The following is a 17528-nucleotide window of genomic DNA, read 5'->3' on the forward strand; positions in this document are numbered from 1 at the left end:
TCACGTGAAACACCGCGCCGGCGTCACAGCGCACCCATGACATGGGGGCCGCATCCGAACGGATGCGGCCCCCATGCTCACTGCTTCAGCGAGCGCTGCACTCAGGCGGCGACGACCTCGAGGCTGACCTTGGCGGCAACCTCCGGGTGCAGACGCACCGACGTCTCGTGGGCGCCCAGCGTCTTGATCGGCGAGCCGAGCTCGATGCGGCGCTTGTCGACCTCGGGACCACCGGCGGCCTTGATCGCCGAGGCGATGTCGGCCGGGGTGACGGAACCGAAGAGACGACCGGCGTCGCCGGAACGAACGGCCAGGCGGACCTTGACGCCCTCGAGCTGGGCCTTCACCTGGTTGGCCTGCTCGATGGTCTGGATCTCGTGGATCTTGCGAGCGCGACGGATCTGCTCGACGTCCTTCTCGCCACCCTTGGTCCAGCGGATCGCGAGCTTCCGCGGAACCAGGTAGTTGCGAGCGTAACCGTCCTTGACGTCGACGACGTCGCCCGCGGCACCGAGACCGGTGACCTCGTGGGTGAGGATGATCTTCATGAGTCGGTCACCCTTCCCTTATCGCGCGGTGGACGTGTAGGGCAGCAGCGCCATCTCACGGCTGTTCTTGACGGCCGTGGCGACGTCACGCTGGTGCTGCGTGCAGTTGCCGGTCACGCGGCGGGCACGGATCTTGCCGCGGTCGGAAATGAACTTCCGCAGCATGTTCGTGTCCTTGTAGTCCACGTACGTGACCTTGTCCTTGCAGAATGCGCAGACCTTCTTCTTAGGCTTGCGCACAGGCGGCTTCGCCATGGTGTTTCTCCTGTGTGATCAAGAAGTGTGGGTACGGCCCGCCCTAGAAGGGAGGCTCGTCCGAGTAGCCACCGCCGCTGCCGCCGGAGCCACCGCCCCAGCCGCCGCCACCGCCCTGCTGGCCGCCGGCGGGAGCACCGCCGGTCGCCCACGGGTCGTCGGCGGGCGCGCCGCCGCCCTGCTGGCCGCCACCGGGGCCGCCGCCCCAGCCGCCACCACCCTGGCCGCCGCCGCCACCGCCGCCGTAGCCGCCCTGGCCACCTCGGCCGGTGGTCTTGGTGACCTTGGCCGTGGCGTTACGCAGGCTGGCGCCGACTTCCTCGACGTCCAGTTCGTAGACCGTGCGCTTGACGCCCTCACGGTCCTCGTAGGACCGCTGCTTCAGCCGGCCCTGCACGATGACGCGCATGCCTCGCTGGAGCGACTCCGCGACGTTCTCCGCCGCCTGACGCCAGACGGAGCAGGTCAGGAACAGGCTCTCGCCGTCCTTCCACTCGTTCGTCTGACGGTCGAAGGTGCGGGGGGTCGACGCGACACGGAACTTCGCGACGGCCGCACCGGACGGGGTGAAGCGCAGCTCGGGGTCGTCGACAAGATTGCCGACGACCGTGATGACGGTCTCGCCTGCCATGGGGGAACCTCTCGGCGGGTTTGCTGCTGGCTGCTTGTGCTGCTACTCGGATCCCGAAATCAGCTGAGCGGAGAGGCTCAGTGGGTCTCGGGACGGAGGACCTTGGTCCGGAGGACCGACTCGTTCAGGTTCATCTGGCGGTCGAGCTCCTTGACGACCGCAGGCTCGGCCTGCAGGTCGATGACCGAGTAGATGCCCTCGGGCTTCTTCTTGATCTCGTACGAGAGACGACGACGGCCCCAGGTGTCGACCTTCTCGACCTTTCCGCCGCCGTCACGGACGACAGAGAGGAAGTTCTCGATCAGCGGGGAGACAGAGCGCTCCTCGAGATCGGGGTCGAGGATGACCATCACCTCGTAGTGACGCATGTGGAACCCACCTCCTTTGGACTCAGCGGCCACGGTCGTTCCGTGGCAGGAGGGTCGTGATGCGTTGCGCAACGATGTCTGTCAGTAGAACAGCCGCCACTGACAATCGAGCCGGGCGGCGGTCACCGGGCCGGACGGGACGGGGTGTGACCCGGTCCTGCTCATGCCTGGCTCTGTCCGGACAGACACCGGTGCAGACGGTACAGAGTACCCGCACAGCGGCTTCCGGTTGAAATCCGGCCGTGGGGACCGTCAATCTGTACACATCGGGTGTGTACGGCGCTACGATGCGCCGCCCATCGCAGGAGGTGCCCATGGCACAGGCATTGCGACCCAACACCGCAGGCGGACTCTTCGCCACGGACGGAAAGCCCCACCCTCTCCAGGACACGCTGCTCGCGGTGACCCTGGTGCTGGGACTCACGTCCTTCATCACGGCGCAGTTCCACCACCTGCACCTGCTCAGTTCCTGGACCGGCCTGGTGGGCATCCTCACCGGTGCGTACGGTCAGTGGATCTCGGTGACCACGCGTGAGCGCTTCGGGCTCATCGTGGGCCTCGGCGCCGCGGGCGTCGGCTTCTTCCTGGGCATGGCGCACGGTGGTCTCTTCGGTGGAATCGTGGACTGACACCGGCACCACCCGAATCTCACATCGTCGAACGCCCCGGCCGAGGGCCGGCCGGGGCGAAGGTCCCGTGCGCCCAACCGGGCCGCACCCGCGGCGCAGTAGGCTTCGCGCGAGAGCCGGAGCCCCTGAACCCATGGGGACACACCAGCCCGAGGAGCGCCCCGAATGAGCCTGACCCTGAGGACCATCAGTCGCGAGCAGCATCTGGCGTACATCCAGAGCCTGCCGTCGGCGAGCCACATGCAGGTCCCGGCCTGGGCAGACGTCAAGGCGGAATGGCGCGCTGAGAACCTCGGTTGGTTCGACGACCGCACCGGCGAGATGGTCGGTGCCGGTCTGGTCCTCTACCGTCAGCTGCCCAAGATCAAGCGCTATCTCGCCTACCTGCCCGAGGGCCCGGTCATCAACTGGTTCGCGCCGAATCTGCAGGAGTGGATCGAGCCGATGCTCGCCCACCTGAAGCAGCAGGGCGCCTTCTCCGTGAAGATGGGCCCGCCGGTGATCATCCGGCGCTGGGAGGCCGCCACCATCAAGCGCGGCATCCAGGACCAGGACGTCAAGCGTCTGCGTGATCTGGAGGCCGACTTCATCGAGCCCCGCGCCTTCGAGGTCGCGGACAAGCTGCGCCGTATGGGATGGCAGCAGGGTGAGGACGGCGGCGCCGGCTTCGGCGACGTCCAGCCGCGCTACGTCTACCAGGTGCCGCTGGCCAACCGCTCGCTGGAAGAGGTCCACAAGAACTTCAACCAGCTGTGGCGCCGCAACATCAAGAAGGCGGAGAAGGCCGGCGTCGAGGTCGTCCAGGGCGGTTACGAGGACCTGGCCGAGTGGCAGCGGCTGTACGAGATCACGGCCGTGCGCGACCACTTCCGGCCGCGCCCCCTGTCGTACTTCCAGCGCATGTGGACGGCCCTCAACACCGAGGACCCCAACCGCATGAGGCTGTACTTCGCCCGGCACAACGGCGTGAACCTGTCCGCGGCGACGATGCTGATCGTCGGCGGGCACGTCTGGTACTCCTACGGAGCCTCCGACAACATCGGCCGCGAGGTCCGGCCCTCGAACGCGATGCAGTGGCGGATGCTGCGCGACGCCTACGCGCTCGGCGCCACCGTGTACGACCTGCGCGGCATCTCCGACTCGCTGGACGAGACGGACCACCTCTTCGGTCTGATCCAGTTCAAGGTGGGCACCGGCGGCCAGGCGGCCGAGTACCTCGGCGAGTGGGACTTCCCGCTGAACAAACTGCTCCACAAGGCACTCGACATGTACATGTCGCGCCGCTGACACGCGCTTCTCCGCGGTCTTCGTCTTCGTAGCCCGACGGCTTCGTCGCCTCCCATACCTTTGATACACCGCAGCCACGAGAAAGGTTCCAGGTCCGGCCATGGCGCTCACGCTCTACGTCGACACCGCGCGCTGGCGGGCGCATCACAAGCACGTGCAGGAGCAGTTCCCGGGACTGGTCCCCGTCTGCAAGGGCAACGGCTACGGCTTCGGCCACGAGCGGCTCGCCGAGGAGGCCACTCGGATGGGCTCGGACGTCCTGGCCGTCGGCACGACGTACGAGGCCGCCCGGATCAAGGACTGGTTCGGCGGTGACCTGCTGGTGCTGACGCCGTACCGCCGCGGCGAGGAGCCGGTGCCGCTGCCCGACCGGGTGATCCGCTCGGTGTCGTCGGTGGACGGCGTGTACGGCCTGGTCGGTGCGCGCGTCGTCATCGAGGTCATGTCGTCGATGAAGCGGCACGGCATCAGCGAGCAGGACCTGCCCCAGCTGCACGCCGCGATAGAGAACGTCCGGCTGGAGGGTTTCGCCATCCACCTCCCGCTGGACCGCACCGACGGCTCCGACGCCGTCGAGGAGGTCATCGGCTGGATGGACCGCCTGCGGGCGGCCCGCCTGCCGCTGCACACGATGTTCGTGAGCCACCTCAAGGCCGACGAGCTCGCGCGTCTTCAGCAGCAGTTCCCGCAGACCCGTTTCCGCGCACGGATCGGTACCCGGCTCTGGCTGGGGGACCACGAGGCCACCGAGTACCGGGGCGCGGTTCTGGACGTCACGCGCGTCACCAAGGGGGACCGGTTCGGTTACCGCCAGCAGAAGGCCGCCTCCGACGGCTACCTGGTGGTCGTGGCGGGCGGAACGTCCCACGGGGTCGGGCTGGAGGCCCCCAAGGCCCTGCACGGCGTCATGCCGCGCGCCAAGGGCGTGGCCCGCGCGGGCCTCGCCACGGTCAACCGGAACCTGTCGCCGTTCGTGTGGGGCGGTAAGCAGCGCTGGTTCGCCGAGCCGCCGCACATGCAGGTGTCCATCCTGTTCGTGCCGGCCGACGCGCCGGAGCCCAGGGTCGGCGAGGAGCTGGTGGCCCATCTGCGGCACACCACCACGCAGTTCGACCGGCTCGTCGACCGCTGACGACACACACGAAGGGCCGTGCACGGAGTTCCGTGCACGGCCCTTCGTGCGTTCCGGTGGGGGTGCCGGACGGACGCGGCGGAGTGCCCGCGCGGAGTCTGTTCGCTCAGAGCGAACCGCCGGTGGCTCCCGTCCGGCCCCACTCGACCTGAGGGCCCTCGAAGTGGGCCGCGTGCCGCGCCGGGCGGGCCGCGGGACCGAGCACGAACACGTCCTCGGTGCCGTCCAGCACGCCGCCGGACGGGTCGTCGTCGCCTGAGCTGCGCACCGGGTCGCGCTCCGGCATCAGGATGTCGCGGACGACCATGACGCACAGGTAGAGCGTCCCCAGCAGGTGCACGCCGATGGCCCAGTGGTAACCGTCGGTGGGCAGGCCCTTGTGGGCGTCCCCGCTGGTCGTGTACGCGAGGTACATCCAGATGCCCAGGAAGTACGCCACCTCGCAGGCCTGCCAGATCAGGAAGTCCCGCCACTTGGGCCGGGCGAGCGCCGCCAGCGGCACGAGCCACAGCACGTACTGCGGCGAGTAGACCTTGTTGGTGAGGATGAACGCGGCGACGATCAGGAAGGCAAGCTGGGCGAAGCGCGGCCGGCGCGGAGCCGTGAGCGCCAGAGCGGCCACTCCCGCACAGCACAACAGCATGAGCAGCGTCGCGAACGTGTTGACCGTCTCCGTGCTGAGCGGATCGTCGGAGTTCTGCGCCAGGATCAGCCAGAACGACCCGAAGTCGACCCCGCGCTCCTGGCTGAACGTGTAGAACTTCGACCAGCCCTCGAAGGCGAACAGCATCACCGGAACATTCACGACGAGCCAGGCGACGACGGCCCCGACGAGCGCCGTACCGAACTGCCGCCAGCGGCCCGCGCGCCAGCACAGCATGAGCAGAGGACCGAGCAGCAGCACGGGATACAGCTTGGCGGCCGTGGCGAGGCCCAGGAGGACCCCGAAGGCGAGGGACCGGCCCCGCGACCACATCAGCATCGCCGCGGCCGTCAGAGCCACCGCCAGCAGGTCCCAGTTGATGGTGGCCGTGAGTGCGAAGGCCGGAGCCAGGGCGACGAGCAGGCCGTCCCAGGGCCGCCGGGCGTGCGTCCGCGTCACGCACACGGCGATGACGGCGGCGCAGGCCATCAGCATCCCTGCGTTGACCATCCAGTACCACTGCTCCTGGTCCTGGATGCTGCCGCTGCCGGGAGTGAGCCAGGAGGCGACCTCCATGAACACGCCCGTCAGCACCGGGTACTCGAGGTACTGCATGTCCCCGGGGAGCTGGTCGAAGTACGGCACCAGACCGTCGGCGAAACCACGCCCCTGGTAGAGGTGCGGGATGTCCGAGTAGCAGGCGTGCGTGTACTGCGAACTGGCACCGAAGAACCACGCCCCGTTGTAGCAGGGCGCCTTCTGCACCAGCCCCAGGGCGAACATGCCGATCGCCACCAGCGCGATCACCCGCACCGGGGTCCACCAGGACCTGCCGAGCAGGGCACGGCGCCCGATCGGTCCCCCGATCAGCTCGCTGCCGGACGCCGCGACCCGGTCTTCCTCCGTCGGCCGCACCGGGTCCGTTTCGTAGGCGCTCGCTTGCGTCGTTTTTCCACTGGGCATGCCGCACATCCTGCCGTACCAGTCCGGTGATACGCCGAGGGCCGGCGTACCCCGTCGGGGGTACGCCGGCCCATGTTTCACGTGAAACACCCAAGTCGGGCGAGGAAAGGCTCAGCCGCTGCCGCCTCCGAGGAAGCCGCCGTTACCGCCGCCCCGGGGGCCTCCCGGATCCTCGGAGTCCGTCGGATCGGGGGACGAGCTCGCGCCTCCGTCGGTGCCTCCGTTGTCGCTGCCACCTGGGCCGGTCCCGCCGGTCTCCTCGTCCTCGTCCCGGCAACGGAAGTCGAACGGATCGCAGGTCTCGGTCTCCGTGGGCGGCGGCGGGGTGGTCACGGTCTCGGTGGGCGTCGGAGGCGCCGACGGCGTCTCCTCTTCGGTCTCCGTGACGGAGGGCGACGGCGACGGAGCGCCGATGCCGTCCGCGACCTCGCCGATCTTCTCGGCCTTGGGGAATCCTGGGTCGGACTCTCCCTTGAGCGCGGCCTTCATGAACTCGGTCCACACCTCGGTGGGGATGTCACCACCGTGGATCGAGTCCTTGCCCGCCGTGCCGTTCATGGAGAGCAGCTTGTGGCTCTTGGGATCCTCACGGAACATCGCGACCGCGGTCGACAACTGCTGGGTGTAGCCGACGAACCAGGCCGACTTGTTCTCGTCCGTGGTACCCGTCTTGCCGGCGGCACGCCGACCCAGGTCCTGTGCGTGGTAGCCGGTTCCGTTCTCGATGACGTTCTCGAGCACGTCGGTCACGTTGTTCGCCACGTTCTCGGGCATCGCCTGCTTGATCCGCGGCTTCTCGAAGCCGGGCAGCTCCGAACCCCGGTGCTTGACAGCGGTCACCGAGTACGGGTCCGCCTGCTTGCCGGAGGCCGCGAACGTCGCATACGCGTCCGCCATACGGATCGCGCTGGGCGTCGACGTACCGAGCGCGAAGGAGGCGTTCAGTCCGGCGAAGCTGTCCTTGAGAATGCCGGACTTCTGCGCGACGTCCGCCACCTTCTTCATCCCCACGTCCATGCCGAGCTGCACGAACGGGGTGTTGACCGACTGCTCCATCGCCTTCCGCAAGCTGATGAAGCCCCACGGGAACGGGCCCTCGTTCTTCTGCAGGAACGGCGACTGGTCCTTGTTGAGGACGAAGGAGCCGTCGTTGTTCCGGATCTTCAGGCGGTCGTTGCCGTTGTACTTACTGGCCGGCGAGATCCCCACGCCGTCGGTCTTGTAGGTGCCGTACTGCATCGCGGCGGCGAGCACGAACGGCTTCCACGTCGATCCGACCGGGATACCCGAGGTGTCCGCGTTGTTGTTGAAGTGGCCGTTCTCGAATCCGGCACCGCCGTACAGAGCGACGATCGCGCCGTCGTTGGGCTTCACCGTGGCCGCGCCGAACTGGACGTGCTGGTCCAGTTCGCGCTTCGGGTCGATGTTCTCCTTCTCGACCTTCTTGACGGCCTTGGCCAGCGCCTCGACCTTGTCCTTCTCGAAGGTCGTGTAGATCTGGTAGCCGCCCTGGTCGAACTGCGCCTCCGTGATCTCGGAGTTCTTCAGAACGTAGCGCTTGGCCGTGTCGACCAGGTAGCTGATCTGGCCGGTCATGCCCTTGGTCGCCTTGCGGCCCTGGGGCTCCGGGTACTTCTTGACCGCTGTCTTGTACTCGGCGTCCGAGATGCGCTCGTCGGTGTGCATCTGCTCGAGGATCCAGCCCCAGCGTTCCTCGGAGCGCTCGCGGTTGGCCTCGGGCGTGGCCGAGCTGTCGATGCTCTGGTTGCCGGCCGGGTCGTAGTAGGTCGGGCCCTTGAGCAGGGCCGCGAGGAAGGCGCACTCACTGGGCGTGAGGTCGACCGCGTCCTTCCCGTAGTAGGTCTGGGCGGCGGCCTGGATGCCGTAGGCGCCGCGGCCGTAGTACGAGGTGTTGAGGTAGCCCTGGAGGATCTCGTCCTTGGAGAGCTTGGTGCCCACCTTGATCGAGATGAACATCTCCTTGAACTTCCGGGAGAGCGTCTGCTCCTGGGTCAGGTAGGTGTTCTTCACGAACTGCTGGGTGATTGTGGAACCGCCCTGGGTGTCGCCACCGCGCGCCATGTTGCCGAGCGCTCGGGCGATACCCATGGGGTCGATGCCGGAGTCGGTGTAGAAGCTCTTGTTCTCGGCCGAGATCACAGCCCACCGCATGGCTTCGGGGATCCGGTCGATGGTGACGTTCTGACGGTTCTGGCCGCTGCCGGTGGCGACCATCTGGGTGCCGTCTTCCCAGTAGTAGACGTTGTTCTCGGACCGCGCCGCGGCGTTCTCCTCACTGGGGACGCTCACCATCGCGTAACCGATGCCCGCCACGGCGACGAGACCGCCGAAGAAGGCGAGGCACAGACCGGACACGAGCTTCCAGGACGGCATCCAGCGGCGCCAGCCGTCCTTGTCGTAGCGCGGATAGTCGATGATCCGCTTCTTGTCGGGCGGGGCCGCGCGGCCTCGTCCCCGTGCGGGACCCGCTGCGCGGCGGGCCCCTCCCCGCTGTGCCGCGCGCCGCGCCTCGGCGCGGCTGCCGTACGGACGGGCCTCATCCCCCGCGCCGTGGGCACCCGACCCATAGGCATCGGACGGAGACCCGGTGGCGCCTCGCGGTGCCGCTCGGCGGCCGGAGGACGAGCCGGACTGGCCGCGTCGGGCCGCGGCACGTCCGCCTCCCTGCGGCTGCGGCGGTTTGCGACGGTGCTCGCTCATCGAACGACTACTCCTCGGGCAGGCGCACTTCTGCGCGCCTGGAAACGGCGGCTGGTTTCCGGTCCCCCCGAAGTACGGATGCCGCGCTCGGCGCATTCACCCGTACTGCACCGGGGACAGGGACGCCCCCAGTCGTCACTCGGTTCCCGGTGGTCTGCATGGCGCACAGACTACGCACCGCCAAAACCCACCGGGTCCAGAAGTTCACCTCAAATCAGGCAACTTGCTCGCAACGAAACGGTGATGTGATCCCGTTCACCCTCCCCCCTCTTGTCGCACCCGGAAGGTCGTTCTATCGTCGTGATGTATCGAGTCGATACATCAGCGCGACATAAGGGCGGCCACGCGCCGCACACGAGCCCATCGCGGCACGACCGGGGCAGAGGGGAGGCGACGATGAGCCGGCGTTCCGGAATCCTCGAGTTCGCCGTACTCGGCCTGCTCCGCGAATCCCCGATGCACGGGTACGAACTGCGCAAACGACTCAATACGTCACTGGGTGTGTTCCGCGCGTTCAGCTACGGGACGCTCTACCCCTGCCTCAAGACGCTGGTCGCCAACGGCTGGTTGATCGAGGAGCCGGGGCACACCACCGAGGACGCCCTCGCCGCTCCGCTCGCGGGGCGGCGCGCCAAGATCGTCTACCGGCTGACGGCCGAGGGCAAGGAGCACTTCGAACAGCTGCTCGCCCAGACGGGACCGGACGCCTACGAGGACGAGACGTTCGCCGCGCGGTTCGCCTTCTTCGGGCAGACGTCGCGCGACGTCCGGATGCGCGTGCTCGAGGGCCGCCGCAGCCGGCTGGAGGAGCGCCTCGAGAAGATGCGCGCCTCCCTGGTCCGGACCCGGGAGCGCCTCGACGACTACACGCTTGAGCTCCAGCGCCACGGGATGGAGTCCGTGGAGCGCGAAGTGCGCTGGCTGAACGAGCTCATCGAGAGCGAGCGGGCCGGACGGGACCTCAAGGGTTCCGCCGCCGGGGGGCCCGCTCAGCAGGACACCACATCTGGAGCGACGGGCGACCTGCCCCGGCCGGGGGACGACTCCCGGCCGGATACGCCCGGCGACACCGCCACGTGAGAGTCCGCAAGGGCCTCACTCGTACACACAGGGAGCAACCGGAATGGGTTCGGTTCGCGTAGCCATCGTCGGCGTGGGCAACTGCGCCGCATCGCTGGTGCAGGGAGTCGAGTACTACAAGGACGCCGACGCCGGGTCCAAGGTGCCGGGCCTGATGCACGTCCAGTTCGGCGACTACCACGTCAGCGACGTCGAGTTCGTCGCCGCCTTCGACGTGGACGCCAAGAAGGTCGGTCTCGACCTCGCGGACGCCATCGGCGCCTCCGAGAACAACACCATCAAGATCTGCGACGTCCCCAACACCGGTGTGACGGTCCAGCGCGGCCACACGCTCGACGGTCTCGGCAAGTACTACCGGGAGACCATCGAGGAGTCCGCCGAGGAGCCGGTCGACGTCGTGCAGGTCCTCAAGGACAAGCAGGTCGACGTCCTCGTCTGCTACCTGCCCGTGGGCTCCGAGGACGCGGCGAAGTTCTACGCCCAGTGCGCCATCGACGCCAAGGTCGCCTTCGTCAACGCCCTCCCGGTCTTCATCGCCGGCACCAAGGAGTGGGCGGACAAGTTCACCGAGGCGGGCGTCCCGATCGTCGGTGACGACATCAAGTCGCAGGTCGGTGCCACCATCACGCACCGCGTCATGGCGAAGCTGTTCGAGGACCGGGGCGTCATCCTGGACCGCACGATGCAGCTGAACGTCGGCGGCAACATGGACTTCAAGAACATGCTCGAGCGTGACCGCCTCGAGTCCAAGAAGATCTCCAAGACGCAGGCCGTCACCTCGCAGATCCCCGACCGGGACCTCGGCGAGAAGAACGTCCACATCGGCCCGTCCGACTACGTCGCCTGGCTGGACGACCGCAAGTGGGCCTACGTCCGCCTCGAGGGCCGCGCCTTCGGTGACGTCCCGCTGAACCTGGAGTACAAGCTCGAGGTCTGGGACTCCCCGAACTCCGCCGGTGTCATCATCGACGCCCTGCGCGCCGCGAAGATCGCCAAGGACCGGGGCATCGGCGGCCCGATCCTCTCGGCGTCCTCGTACTTCATGAAGTCGCCGCCGGTGCAGTACTTCGACGACCAGGCCCGGGAGAACGTCGAGAAGTTCATCAAGGGCGAGGTCGAGCGCTAAGGCCTCACCCGCTGCGGGCAGTCGAGGGTCTCCGGGTCGTGTGTCCCGGAGACCCTCTTCATATGTGAGGCTGTGCCCCATGGCCGTCGTCCGTGACCTGCGCGTACTGCTGCGCTTCCAAGGCTTCCGACGCCTGCTGGCCGTCCGGCTGCTCTCCCAGGGCGCCGACGGCGTCTTCCAGGTCGCGCTCGCCGCCTACGTCGTCTTCTCACCGGAGCGGCAGACCTCGGCCGCGGCGATCGCCTCCGCGATGGCCATCCTGCTCCTGCCGTACTCCGTGGTCGGCCCCTTCGCAGGCGTCCTGCTGGACCGCTGGCGGCGCCGTCAGGTCTTCGTCCACGGCAATCTGCTGCGTGCCTTGATGGCCTCGGTGACCGCTGTCCTCATCCTCGCCCGGGTGCCCGACTGGCTCCTGTTCGTGGCCGCGCTGTGCGTCACCGGCGTCAACCGGTTCGTCCTCGCCGGGCTGTCCGCCGCGCTGCCCCGTGTGGTGGACGGCGAGCGGCTCGTCATCGCCAACTCCCTCTCGCCGACGGCCGGGACGCTCGCCGCCACAGCGGGCGGCGGTCTGGCCTTCGTCGTCCGGCTGGTCGTCGCCGACTCCGACGCCGCCGTGGTGCTGGTGGGTGCCGCGCTGTACCTGTGCGCGGCGCTGGCGGCCTTGCGCATCGCCAAAGAAGCCCTCGGACCGGACCGTGCCCTGGTGCACCCCCGGCTGTCCGCGGCTCTCTCCGGCACCGCCGGCAGTCTGGCCGCCGGCGTGCGTCACCTGGCGGCCCCTCAACGCAGGGACGCCGCCTGGGCGCTCACGGGGATGTTCCTCATGCGATTCTGCTACGGCGCGATGCTCGTGATGCTGCTGATGCTCTGCCGGTACCACCTGACGTCGACCACGGACGAGGGACTCGCGCTGCTGGGGCTGGCGTTGGGCGTGTCCGGCGCCGGCTTCTTCGCCGCGGCCGTGCTGACGCCGTGGGCCGCGGGGCGGCTGGGCCCGGGCCGCTGGATCGTGACGTGTGCCGCGGCGGCGGCCGTGCTGGAGCCGGCGTTCGGTCTGCCCTTCGCCTCCGGGCCTCTGCTGGCAGGGGCGTTCGTGCTCGGCGTGACGACCCAGGGCGCGAAGATCGCCACGGACAGCATCGTCCAGGCCTCCGTGGACGACGAGTTCCGCGGCCGGATCTTCTCGGTGTACGACGTGCTGTTCAACGTGGCCTTCGTCGGCGCGGCTGCCGTGGCCGCCCTGATGCTCCCTCCGGACGGCCGCTCGGTCCCACTGGTGGTAACAATCGCCGTTATCTACGGGGCGGTTGCGGTAACTATGGCCCGGTTTGAGCGCCAGTAAGTGTCACATCAGCGCCACAGTGGCTGAACTCGCTTCAGAGTTGTCCGTGGGGACCGGTAGCTTACGTGGGTCTTACCAGCGCGCCTTTCGCGTCACGTTTCTATGTTCTAGGGGGACCCCCAAGTGACCACTCCGCCGCCCCAGGGCAACCCGTTCGCACAGGGCCAGCAGCAGCCCTACGGCCAGCCCCAGGGCCAGGCCCCCTTCCCGCAGCAGGCCGGCCAGCCTGGCTTCCCCCCGCCCGGGGCGCCGGTGCCGCCGCAGCAGCCGCAGGGTCGCAAGATCAGCTTCAAGACGATCAAGAACATCGTCATCGTCCTGATCGTCGCCGGTGTAGCCATCGGTGGGTGGATCGCGAGCCGTGACGACGCCAGCGCGGCCGCTGTGGGCGACTGCATGCACCGCGGCAGCACCGACGACAACGACCCGGACCTCGAGGTCGTGGACTGCGGTGACACGAAGGCGCAGTACAAGGTGCTGGCCAAGATCGAGGGCAACTTCTCGGGCATCACGGCCCAGAGCAAGTGCGAGGCCGAGGCCAAGGACTTCGAGTACGTGTACACGGAGACCAACGGCAGCAAGAGCTTCCTGCTCTGCCTGAAGGACAAGTAGAAAGAGATCCGGGGGGCGGTGTTTCACGTGAAACACCGCCCCCCGACTCATGGACGGGGTCATGTTTCACGTGAAACATGACCCCGTTTCTGTCGTCATCCCTGCTGCTCGGCCCACCACTCCTTGAGTGCCGCGACCGCCGTTTCGTGGCCCATAGGACCGTTCTCCAGCCGGAGCTCCAACAGGTGCTTGTAGGCCTGCCCGACCGCCGGCCCCGGCTTGATCTCCAGGATCTCCATGATCTGGTTGCCGTCGAGGTCCGGGCGGATGGCGTCCAGCTCCTCCTGCTCCTGGAGCTGGGCGATGCGCGCCTCCAGGCCGTCGTACGCACGGGAGAGAGCGGCGGCCTTGCGACGGTTCCGCGTGGTGCAGTCCGACCGGGTCAGCTTGTGGAGGCGGCTCAGCAGCGGCCCCGCGTCACGGACGTAGCGGCGGACGGCGGAGTCCGTCCACTCTCCCGTGCCGTACCCGTGGAACCGCAGATGCAGCTCGACGAGCTGGGAGACGTCCTTCACCAGTTCGTTGGAGTACTTGAGCGCGGTCATGCGCTTCTTGGTCATCTTCGCCCCGACCACCTCGTGGTGATGGAACGAGACACGGCCGTCCTTCTCGAAGCGGCGGGTACGGGGCTTGCCGATGTCGTGCAGCAGGGCGGCCAGCCGGAGGGTCAGGTCGGGACCTTCCTCCTCCAGGGCCATCGCCTGCTCCAGAACGATCAGCGTGTGCTCGTAGACGTCCTTGTGCCGGTGGTGCTCGTCCCGCTCCAGATGCAGGGCCGGGAGTTCGGGCAGCACGTACTCGGCGATCCCGGTGTCCACAAGCAGGGTGAGGCCCTTGCGGGGGTGCTCGGAGAGGATCAGCTTGTTCAGCTCGTCCCGGATACGCTCGGCGGAGACGATCTCAATGCGCCCGGCCATCTCCTTCATCGCCGTGACGACCTCGGGGGCCACCTCGAAGTCGAGCTGGGCGGCGAATCGCGCGGCCCGCATCATCCGCAGCGGGTCGTCCGAGAAGGACTCCTCAGGCGTCCCCGGCGTGCGCAGCACCTGCTCCGCGAGGTCCTGGAGGCCCCCGTGCGGATCGATGAACCGCTTTTCCGGGAGGGCGACGGCCATCGCGTTCACCGTGAAGTCACGGCGCACGAGATCTTCCTCGATGGAGTCGCCGTAGGAGACCTCGGGCTTGCGGGAGGTGCGGTCGTACGCCTCGGAGCGATAGGTGGTCACCTCGATCTGGAAGCTCCGGTCGGTGTCCCCGACGCGCGCCTCCTTCTGCGCTCCGACCGTCCCGAAGGCGATCCCGACGTCCCAGACGGCGTCCGCCCAGGGACGCATGATCTTCAGGACGTCCTGCGGGCGGGCGTCGGTCGTGAAGTCCAGGTCGTTGCCGAGGCGGCCGAGCAGTGCGTCCCGCACCGAGCCGCCGACCAGGGCGAGTGAGAACCCCGCCTCCTGGAAACGGCGGGCTAGGTCGTCGGCGACAGGGGCGACCCGCAGCAGTTCACTCACGGCGCGGTCCTGCACCTGGCTCAGGGCACTGGTTGCTTCGTTGGCGTTCGGCACAACAGAAGAGAGTACGTGGCCCGAACGGCCCGGAGCGCCCCGAAAATGACGCAGGGACGGACACCTGTGGCGATCATGGACAAGGCTCGCGCCGCTCGATCTTGGACACCGGTCCGCGGCACTTCCCCTCCCCGCACATCGTTACCATGCCTGGACGCACATTCCGACGACCACTGACGACGACAAGGGACGGGCGAGCGCGTGGCCGAGGCGGCAGACTTCCAGGGGACCAGTCCCTCACCTGCCCGCCGCTGGCTGCGGCGCACCGGTGCCCTGCTCGCCGGGGCGCCCCTCGTGGCGGGGCTGCTTCAGCTGCCCGCCGCGTCCCCCGCGGAAGCCGCGGTACCGGCCGCGCCGCGGGCCGCCTCCGACGACGGATCGGTGGCTGTCTCCGTCGACTCCCTCACACCCTCCGCTCCCAGCGAGGACGACACCGTCACCGTCTCCGGGACGGTGACCAACAAGGGCAAACGGGCCGTCACCGACGCCTCCGTCGGCCTGCGGGTCGGGCCGCTGCTGGACACCCGGTCGAGCATCGACAGGGTGGCGAAGAACGCCGGAGACGTCGACAGCCCCCTCGGCGCGGAGATCGACGACAAGTACTCCGAGAAGTTCTCCAAGCTCACCCCGGGCGTCTCCCAGCCCTACTCCATCTCCGTCCCGGCGAACGCGCTGGACCTCGGTGACGACGGTGTCTACGAGCTGTCGGTCTCCCTCGCCGGGGAGACCTCCGACGAGCCCTGGGAGCACACGCTCGGCGTCCGGCGGACGTTCCTGCCGTGGCAGCCCCAGGACGCCGGCACCAAGACGAAGACGACGTTCATGTGGCCGCTGATCTCCACCGTCCACATGACGGCGGAGACCGGCTCGGACGAGGAGCAGACGCCCGTCTTCCACGACGACGAGCTCGCCGCGGAGATCTCCCCTGGCGGCCGGCTGGACCGGATGGTGGCCCTCGGCCAGGACCTCGACGTCACCTGGGTGATCGACCCGGACCTGCTGGCCTCCGTCGAGGCCATGACCACCCGGTACGAGATCCCCGGCGAGACCGAGGACGACAACAACGTCGTCGGCGGCCATCAGGCAGTCGCCAAGCGCTGGCTCACCGAGGTGCAGAAGGCGGTCACGGACAAGGAGGTCGTCGCGCTGCCCTTCGGCGACCCGGACCTGGCGTCCCTCGCCCACCGCGGCACGTCCGTCACCGGTTCGCTCCGCCACCTCAAGGAAGCCACCGACGTCGCCGCCGGCACGGTGGAGTCGATCCTCCATGTGAAGCCCACCACGGACTTCGCCTGGCCCGTCGAGGGCGCCGTCGACCCTTCCGTCATCAAGGTCTCCACCTCCGCCGGAGCCGACAAGGTGATCGCCCGCAGCGACACCTTCGAGGAGGGCCGCGACCTCACCTACACGCCCACCGCGCCCCGGCCGATCGGCGGCGGGACCACGGCCGTGGTCGCCGACGGCCGGTTGTCCACCGCCTTCCGGGGCGACATGACCAAGGCCTCCGCCTCCACCCAGGCGGTGCAGCGCTTCCTGGCGCAGAGCCTGACCCTCGCCCTGCAGACCGACCGTCCGCGCAACGTCGTCGTCGCACCGCAGCGCACCCCGTCCGCCGCCCAGGCCCAGACGATGGCGGAGGCCATCAGCGTTCTGCAGGACAGCACCTGGTCGCAGCCGCAGGACCTCACGGCCGCCGCGAAGTCCAAGCCGGACCCGGCCGCCGGCACCGAGGTGCCCTCGGCCTCCTCATACCCGTCGTCGCTGCGCAGGCAGGAACTGCCGAAGTCGGCCTTCGAGCAGATCGCCAGGACGCAGGACAAGCTCGACCGGTTCAAGGTGATCCTCTCCGACCAGTCCCGCGTGGTGACGCCGTTCGGGCGGGCCCTGAACCGGGGCATGGCGGCTTCGTGGCGCGGCCGGCCCGCAGAGGCCGCCATCTACCGCAGCGGCGTCGAGGCGTATCTGGACGGGCTGAGCGGCCAGGTCCGGCTGATCGACAAGTCGGAGACGAAACTCTCCGGGCGCAGTGCCACGATCCCCGTCACGGTGCAGAACAACCTGGTGCAGGGGGTCGAGCACCTGGTGCTCCGGCTCACCTCCACCAACCCCACCCGCCTGGAGATCGACGGCAACGCCTACGAGGAGCAGCCCGTCACCGTCTCCGGCGGCCACAGCCAGTCGGTGAAGTTCACCACGTCTGCCAACGCCAACGGCCGGGCCACCGTGGTCGCCCAGCTGTACACGCAGGACGGACGGCCCTACGGTCAGCCCGTCACGTTCGACGTGAAGGTCACGGAGATCACCGCGACCGTGATGCTGGTCATCGGCGGCGGCGTCCTGCTGCTCGTCCTGGCCGGGTTCCGGATGTACACCCAGCGCAAGCGCGCCGCGGCCCGCGAGGCCGAGGAACAGGACCAGGCGGCGGACGAGGACGCCGACGACCCGAAGAACCCCGAAGCCTCCGAGAGGCGTCCCACCCAGGAGTCCCGTCCGGGCCCTCGGAAGGACGCCCCGGAGCAGCCGAGTGACCCGGCCCCGGACACCGCACCGGAAAGCGCCGACCCGTCCGGCACGGGTGAGAGAGTGGACCGTTGAGGATGTCGTGGCCGGTCGGCCCGGGACGATGAGG

Annotated in this window: 15 protein-coding genes; 8 read left to right on the forward strand and 7 right to left on the reverse strand. The window is 68.5% G+C overall.

What is annotated here, in order from left to right; genetic code table 11:
• Positions 1–101 precede the first annotated feature (101 nt).
• From rplI to rpsF, 4 genes are all read right to left on the reverse strand, one after another.
• Positions 102–548, reverse strand: a complete 447-nt coding sequence (gene rplI, locus F3L20_RS31520) for a 50S ribosomal protein L9 (protein WP_150157144.1) — start codon at positions 546–548, stop codon at positions 102–104.
• An 18-nt stretch (positions 549–566) separates the two neighbouring features.
• Complete coding sequence (gene rpsR, locus F3L20_RS31525) at positions 567–803, reverse strand: 30S ribosomal protein S18 (protein ID WP_003949403.1); 237 nt, start codon at positions 801–803, stop codon at positions 567–569.
• Between the two features lie 43 nt (positions 804–846).
• On the reverse strand, positions 847–1434 hold the full coding sequence (locus F3L20_RS31530) for a single-stranded DNA-binding protein (RefSeq protein WP_145829456.1): 588 nt from the start codon (positions 1432–1434) through the stop codon (positions 847–849).
• A 77-nt stretch (positions 1435–1511) separates the two neighbouring features.
• Positions 1512–1802 (reverse strand): 30S ribosomal protein S6, encoded by a 291-nt coding sequence (rpsF, locus tag F3L20_RS31535; protein WP_019324683.1) that lies wholly within the window; start codon positions 1800–1802, stop codon positions 1512–1514.
• A gap of 314 nt (positions 1803–2116) precedes the next feature.
• Here rpsF and F3L20_RS31540 point away from each other — a divergent pair, with 314 nt between their 5' ends.
• The 3 genes from F3L20_RS31540 (at position 2117) to F3L20_RS31550 (ending at position 4850) form a co-directional block, all read left to right on the forward strand.
• Positions 2117–2431, forward strand: a complete 315-nt coding sequence (locus F3L20_RS31540) for a hypothetical protein (RefSeq protein WP_145829455.1) — start codon at positions 2117–2119, stop codon at positions 2429–2431.
• Between the two features lie 165 nt (positions 2432–2596).
• A complete protein-coding gene (femX, locus tag F3L20_RS31545) occupies positions 2597–3718 on the forward strand; it encodes a peptidoglycan bridge formation glycyltransferase FemX (RefSeq protein ID WP_145829454.1) in 1122 nt (373 codons plus the stop codon).
• A gap of 100 nt (positions 3719–3818) precedes the next feature.
• A complete protein-coding gene (locus F3L20_RS31550) occupies positions 3819–4850 on the forward strand; it encodes an alanine racemase (protein ID WP_024886248.1) in 1032 nt (343 codons plus the stop codon).
• A gap of 106 nt (positions 4851–4956) precedes the next feature.
• Here F3L20_RS31550 and F3L20_RS31555 read toward each other — a convergent pair whose 3' ends face one another.
• Together F3L20_RS31555 and F3L20_RS31560 are read right to left on the reverse strand one after the other, a co-directional pair.
• On the reverse strand, positions 4957–6465 hold the full coding sequence (locus tag F3L20_RS31555; RefSeq protein WP_150157145.1) for a glycosyltransferase family 87 protein: 1509 nt from the start codon (positions 6463–6465) through the stop codon (positions 4957–4959).
• A gap of 102 nt (positions 6466–6567) precedes the next feature.
• Positions 6568–9177 (reverse strand): transglycosylase domain-containing protein, encoded by a 2610-nt coding sequence (locus F3L20_RS31560; protein ID WP_382687378.1) that lies wholly within the window; start codon positions 9175–9177, stop codon positions 6568–6570.
• 396 nt (positions 9178–9573) lie between these two features.
• Here F3L20_RS31560 and F3L20_RS31565 point away from each other — a divergent pair, with 396 nt between their 5' ends.
• The 4 genes from F3L20_RS31565 to F3L20_RS31580 all read left to right on the forward strand — a co-directional run bounded on the left by F3L20_RS31565 (position 9574) and on the right by F3L20_RS31580 (position 13337).
• Entirely contained in the window at positions 9574–10257 is a 684-nt protein-coding gene (locus F3L20_RS31565) for a PadR family transcriptional regulator (protein WP_150157146.1), read from the forward strand.
• Between the two features lie 43 nt (positions 10258–10300).
• Positions 10301–11383 (forward strand): inositol-3-phosphate synthase, encoded by a 1083-nt coding sequence (locus tag F3L20_RS31570; RefSeq protein ID WP_150157147.1) that lies wholly within the window; start codon positions 10301–10303, stop codon positions 11381–11383.
• Between the two features lie 79 nt (positions 11384–11462).
• Positions 11463–12725 (forward strand): MFS transporter, encoded by a 1263-nt coding sequence (locus tag F3L20_RS31575; RefSeq protein WP_150157148.1) that lies wholly within the window; start codon positions 11463–11465, stop codon positions 12723–12725.
• Positions 12726–12848: 123 nt separating this feature from the next.
• Complete coding sequence (locus F3L20_RS31580) at positions 12849–13337, forward strand: LppU/SCO3897 family protein (protein ID WP_145829449.1); 489 nt, start codon at positions 12849–12851, stop codon at positions 13335–13337.
• A gap of 95 nt (positions 13338–13432) precedes the next feature.
• On the opposite strand, the gene F3L20_RS31585 is transcribed toward F3L20_RS31580, so the two are convergent.
• Positions 13433–14899 (reverse strand): CCA tRNA nucleotidyltransferase, encoded by a 1467-nt coding sequence (locus F3L20_RS31585; protein ID WP_167534648.1) that lies wholly within the window; start codon positions 14897–14899, stop codon positions 13433–13435.
• 201 nt (positions 14900–15100) lie between these two features.
• On the opposite strand from F3L20_RS31585, the gene F3L20_RS31590 reads away from it, so the two are divergent.
• A complete protein-coding gene (locus F3L20_RS31590) occupies positions 15101–17494 on the forward strand; it encodes a DUF6049 family protein (RefSeq protein ID WP_150157149.1) in 2394 nt (797 codons plus the stop codon).
• The last annotated feature ends 34 nt before the right edge of the window (positions 17495–17528 follow it).

Source organism: Streptomyces tendae (assembly GCF_008632955.1).
GTDB lineage: Bacteria > Actinomycetota > Actinomycetes > Streptomycetales > Streptomycetaceae > Streptomyces.

Excerpts from the sequence above, each read along its gene's own strand:
- rplI (WP_150157144.1), bottom strand. The coding sequence starts at position 548 with ATGAAGATCATCCTCACCCACGAGGTCACCGGTCTCGGTGCCGCGGGC.
- rpsR (WP_003949403.1), bottom strand. The coding sequence starts at position 803 with ATGGCGAAGCCGCCTGTGCGCAAGCCTAAGAAGAAGGTCTGCGCATTC.
- F3L20_RS31530 (WP_145829456.1), bottom strand. The coding sequence starts at position 1,434 with ATGGCAGGCGAGACCGTCATCACGGTCGTCGGCAATCTTGTCGACGAC.
- rpsF (WP_019324683.1), bottom strand. The coding sequence starts at position 1,802 with ATGCGTCACTACGAGGTGATGGTCATCCTCGACCCCGATCTCGAGGAG.
- F3L20_RS31540 (WP_145829455.1), top strand. The coding sequence starts at position 2,117 with ATGGCACAGGCATTGCGACCCAACACCGCAGGCGGACTCTTCGCCACG.
- femX (WP_145829454.1), top strand. The coding sequence starts at position 2,597 with ATGAGCCTGACCCTGAGGACCATCAGTCGCGAGCAGCATCTGGCGTAC.
- F3L20_RS31550 (WP_024886248.1), top strand. The coding sequence starts at position 3,819 with ATGGCGCTCACGCTCTACGTCGACACCGCGCGCTGGCGGGCGCATCAC.
- F3L20_RS31555 (WP_150157145.1), bottom strand. The coding sequence starts at position 6,465 with ATGTGCGGCATGCCCAGTGGAAAAACGACGCAAGCGAGCGCCTACGAA.
- F3L20_RS31560 (WP_382687378.1), bottom strand. The coding sequence starts at position 9,177 with ATGAGCGAGCACCGTCGCAAACCGCCGCAGCCGCAGGGAGGCGGACGT.
- F3L20_RS31565 (WP_150157146.1), top strand. The coding sequence starts at position 9,574 with ATGAGCCGGCGTTCCGGAATCCTCGAGTTCGCCGTACTCGGCCTGCTC.
- F3L20_RS31570 (WP_150157147.1), top strand. The coding sequence starts at position 10,301 with ATGGGTTCGGTTCGCGTAGCCATCGTCGGCGTGGGCAACTGCGCCGCA.
- F3L20_RS31575 (WP_150157148.1), top strand. The coding sequence starts at position 11,463 with ATGGCCGTCGTCCGTGACCTGCGCGTACTGCTGCGCTTCCAAGGCTTC.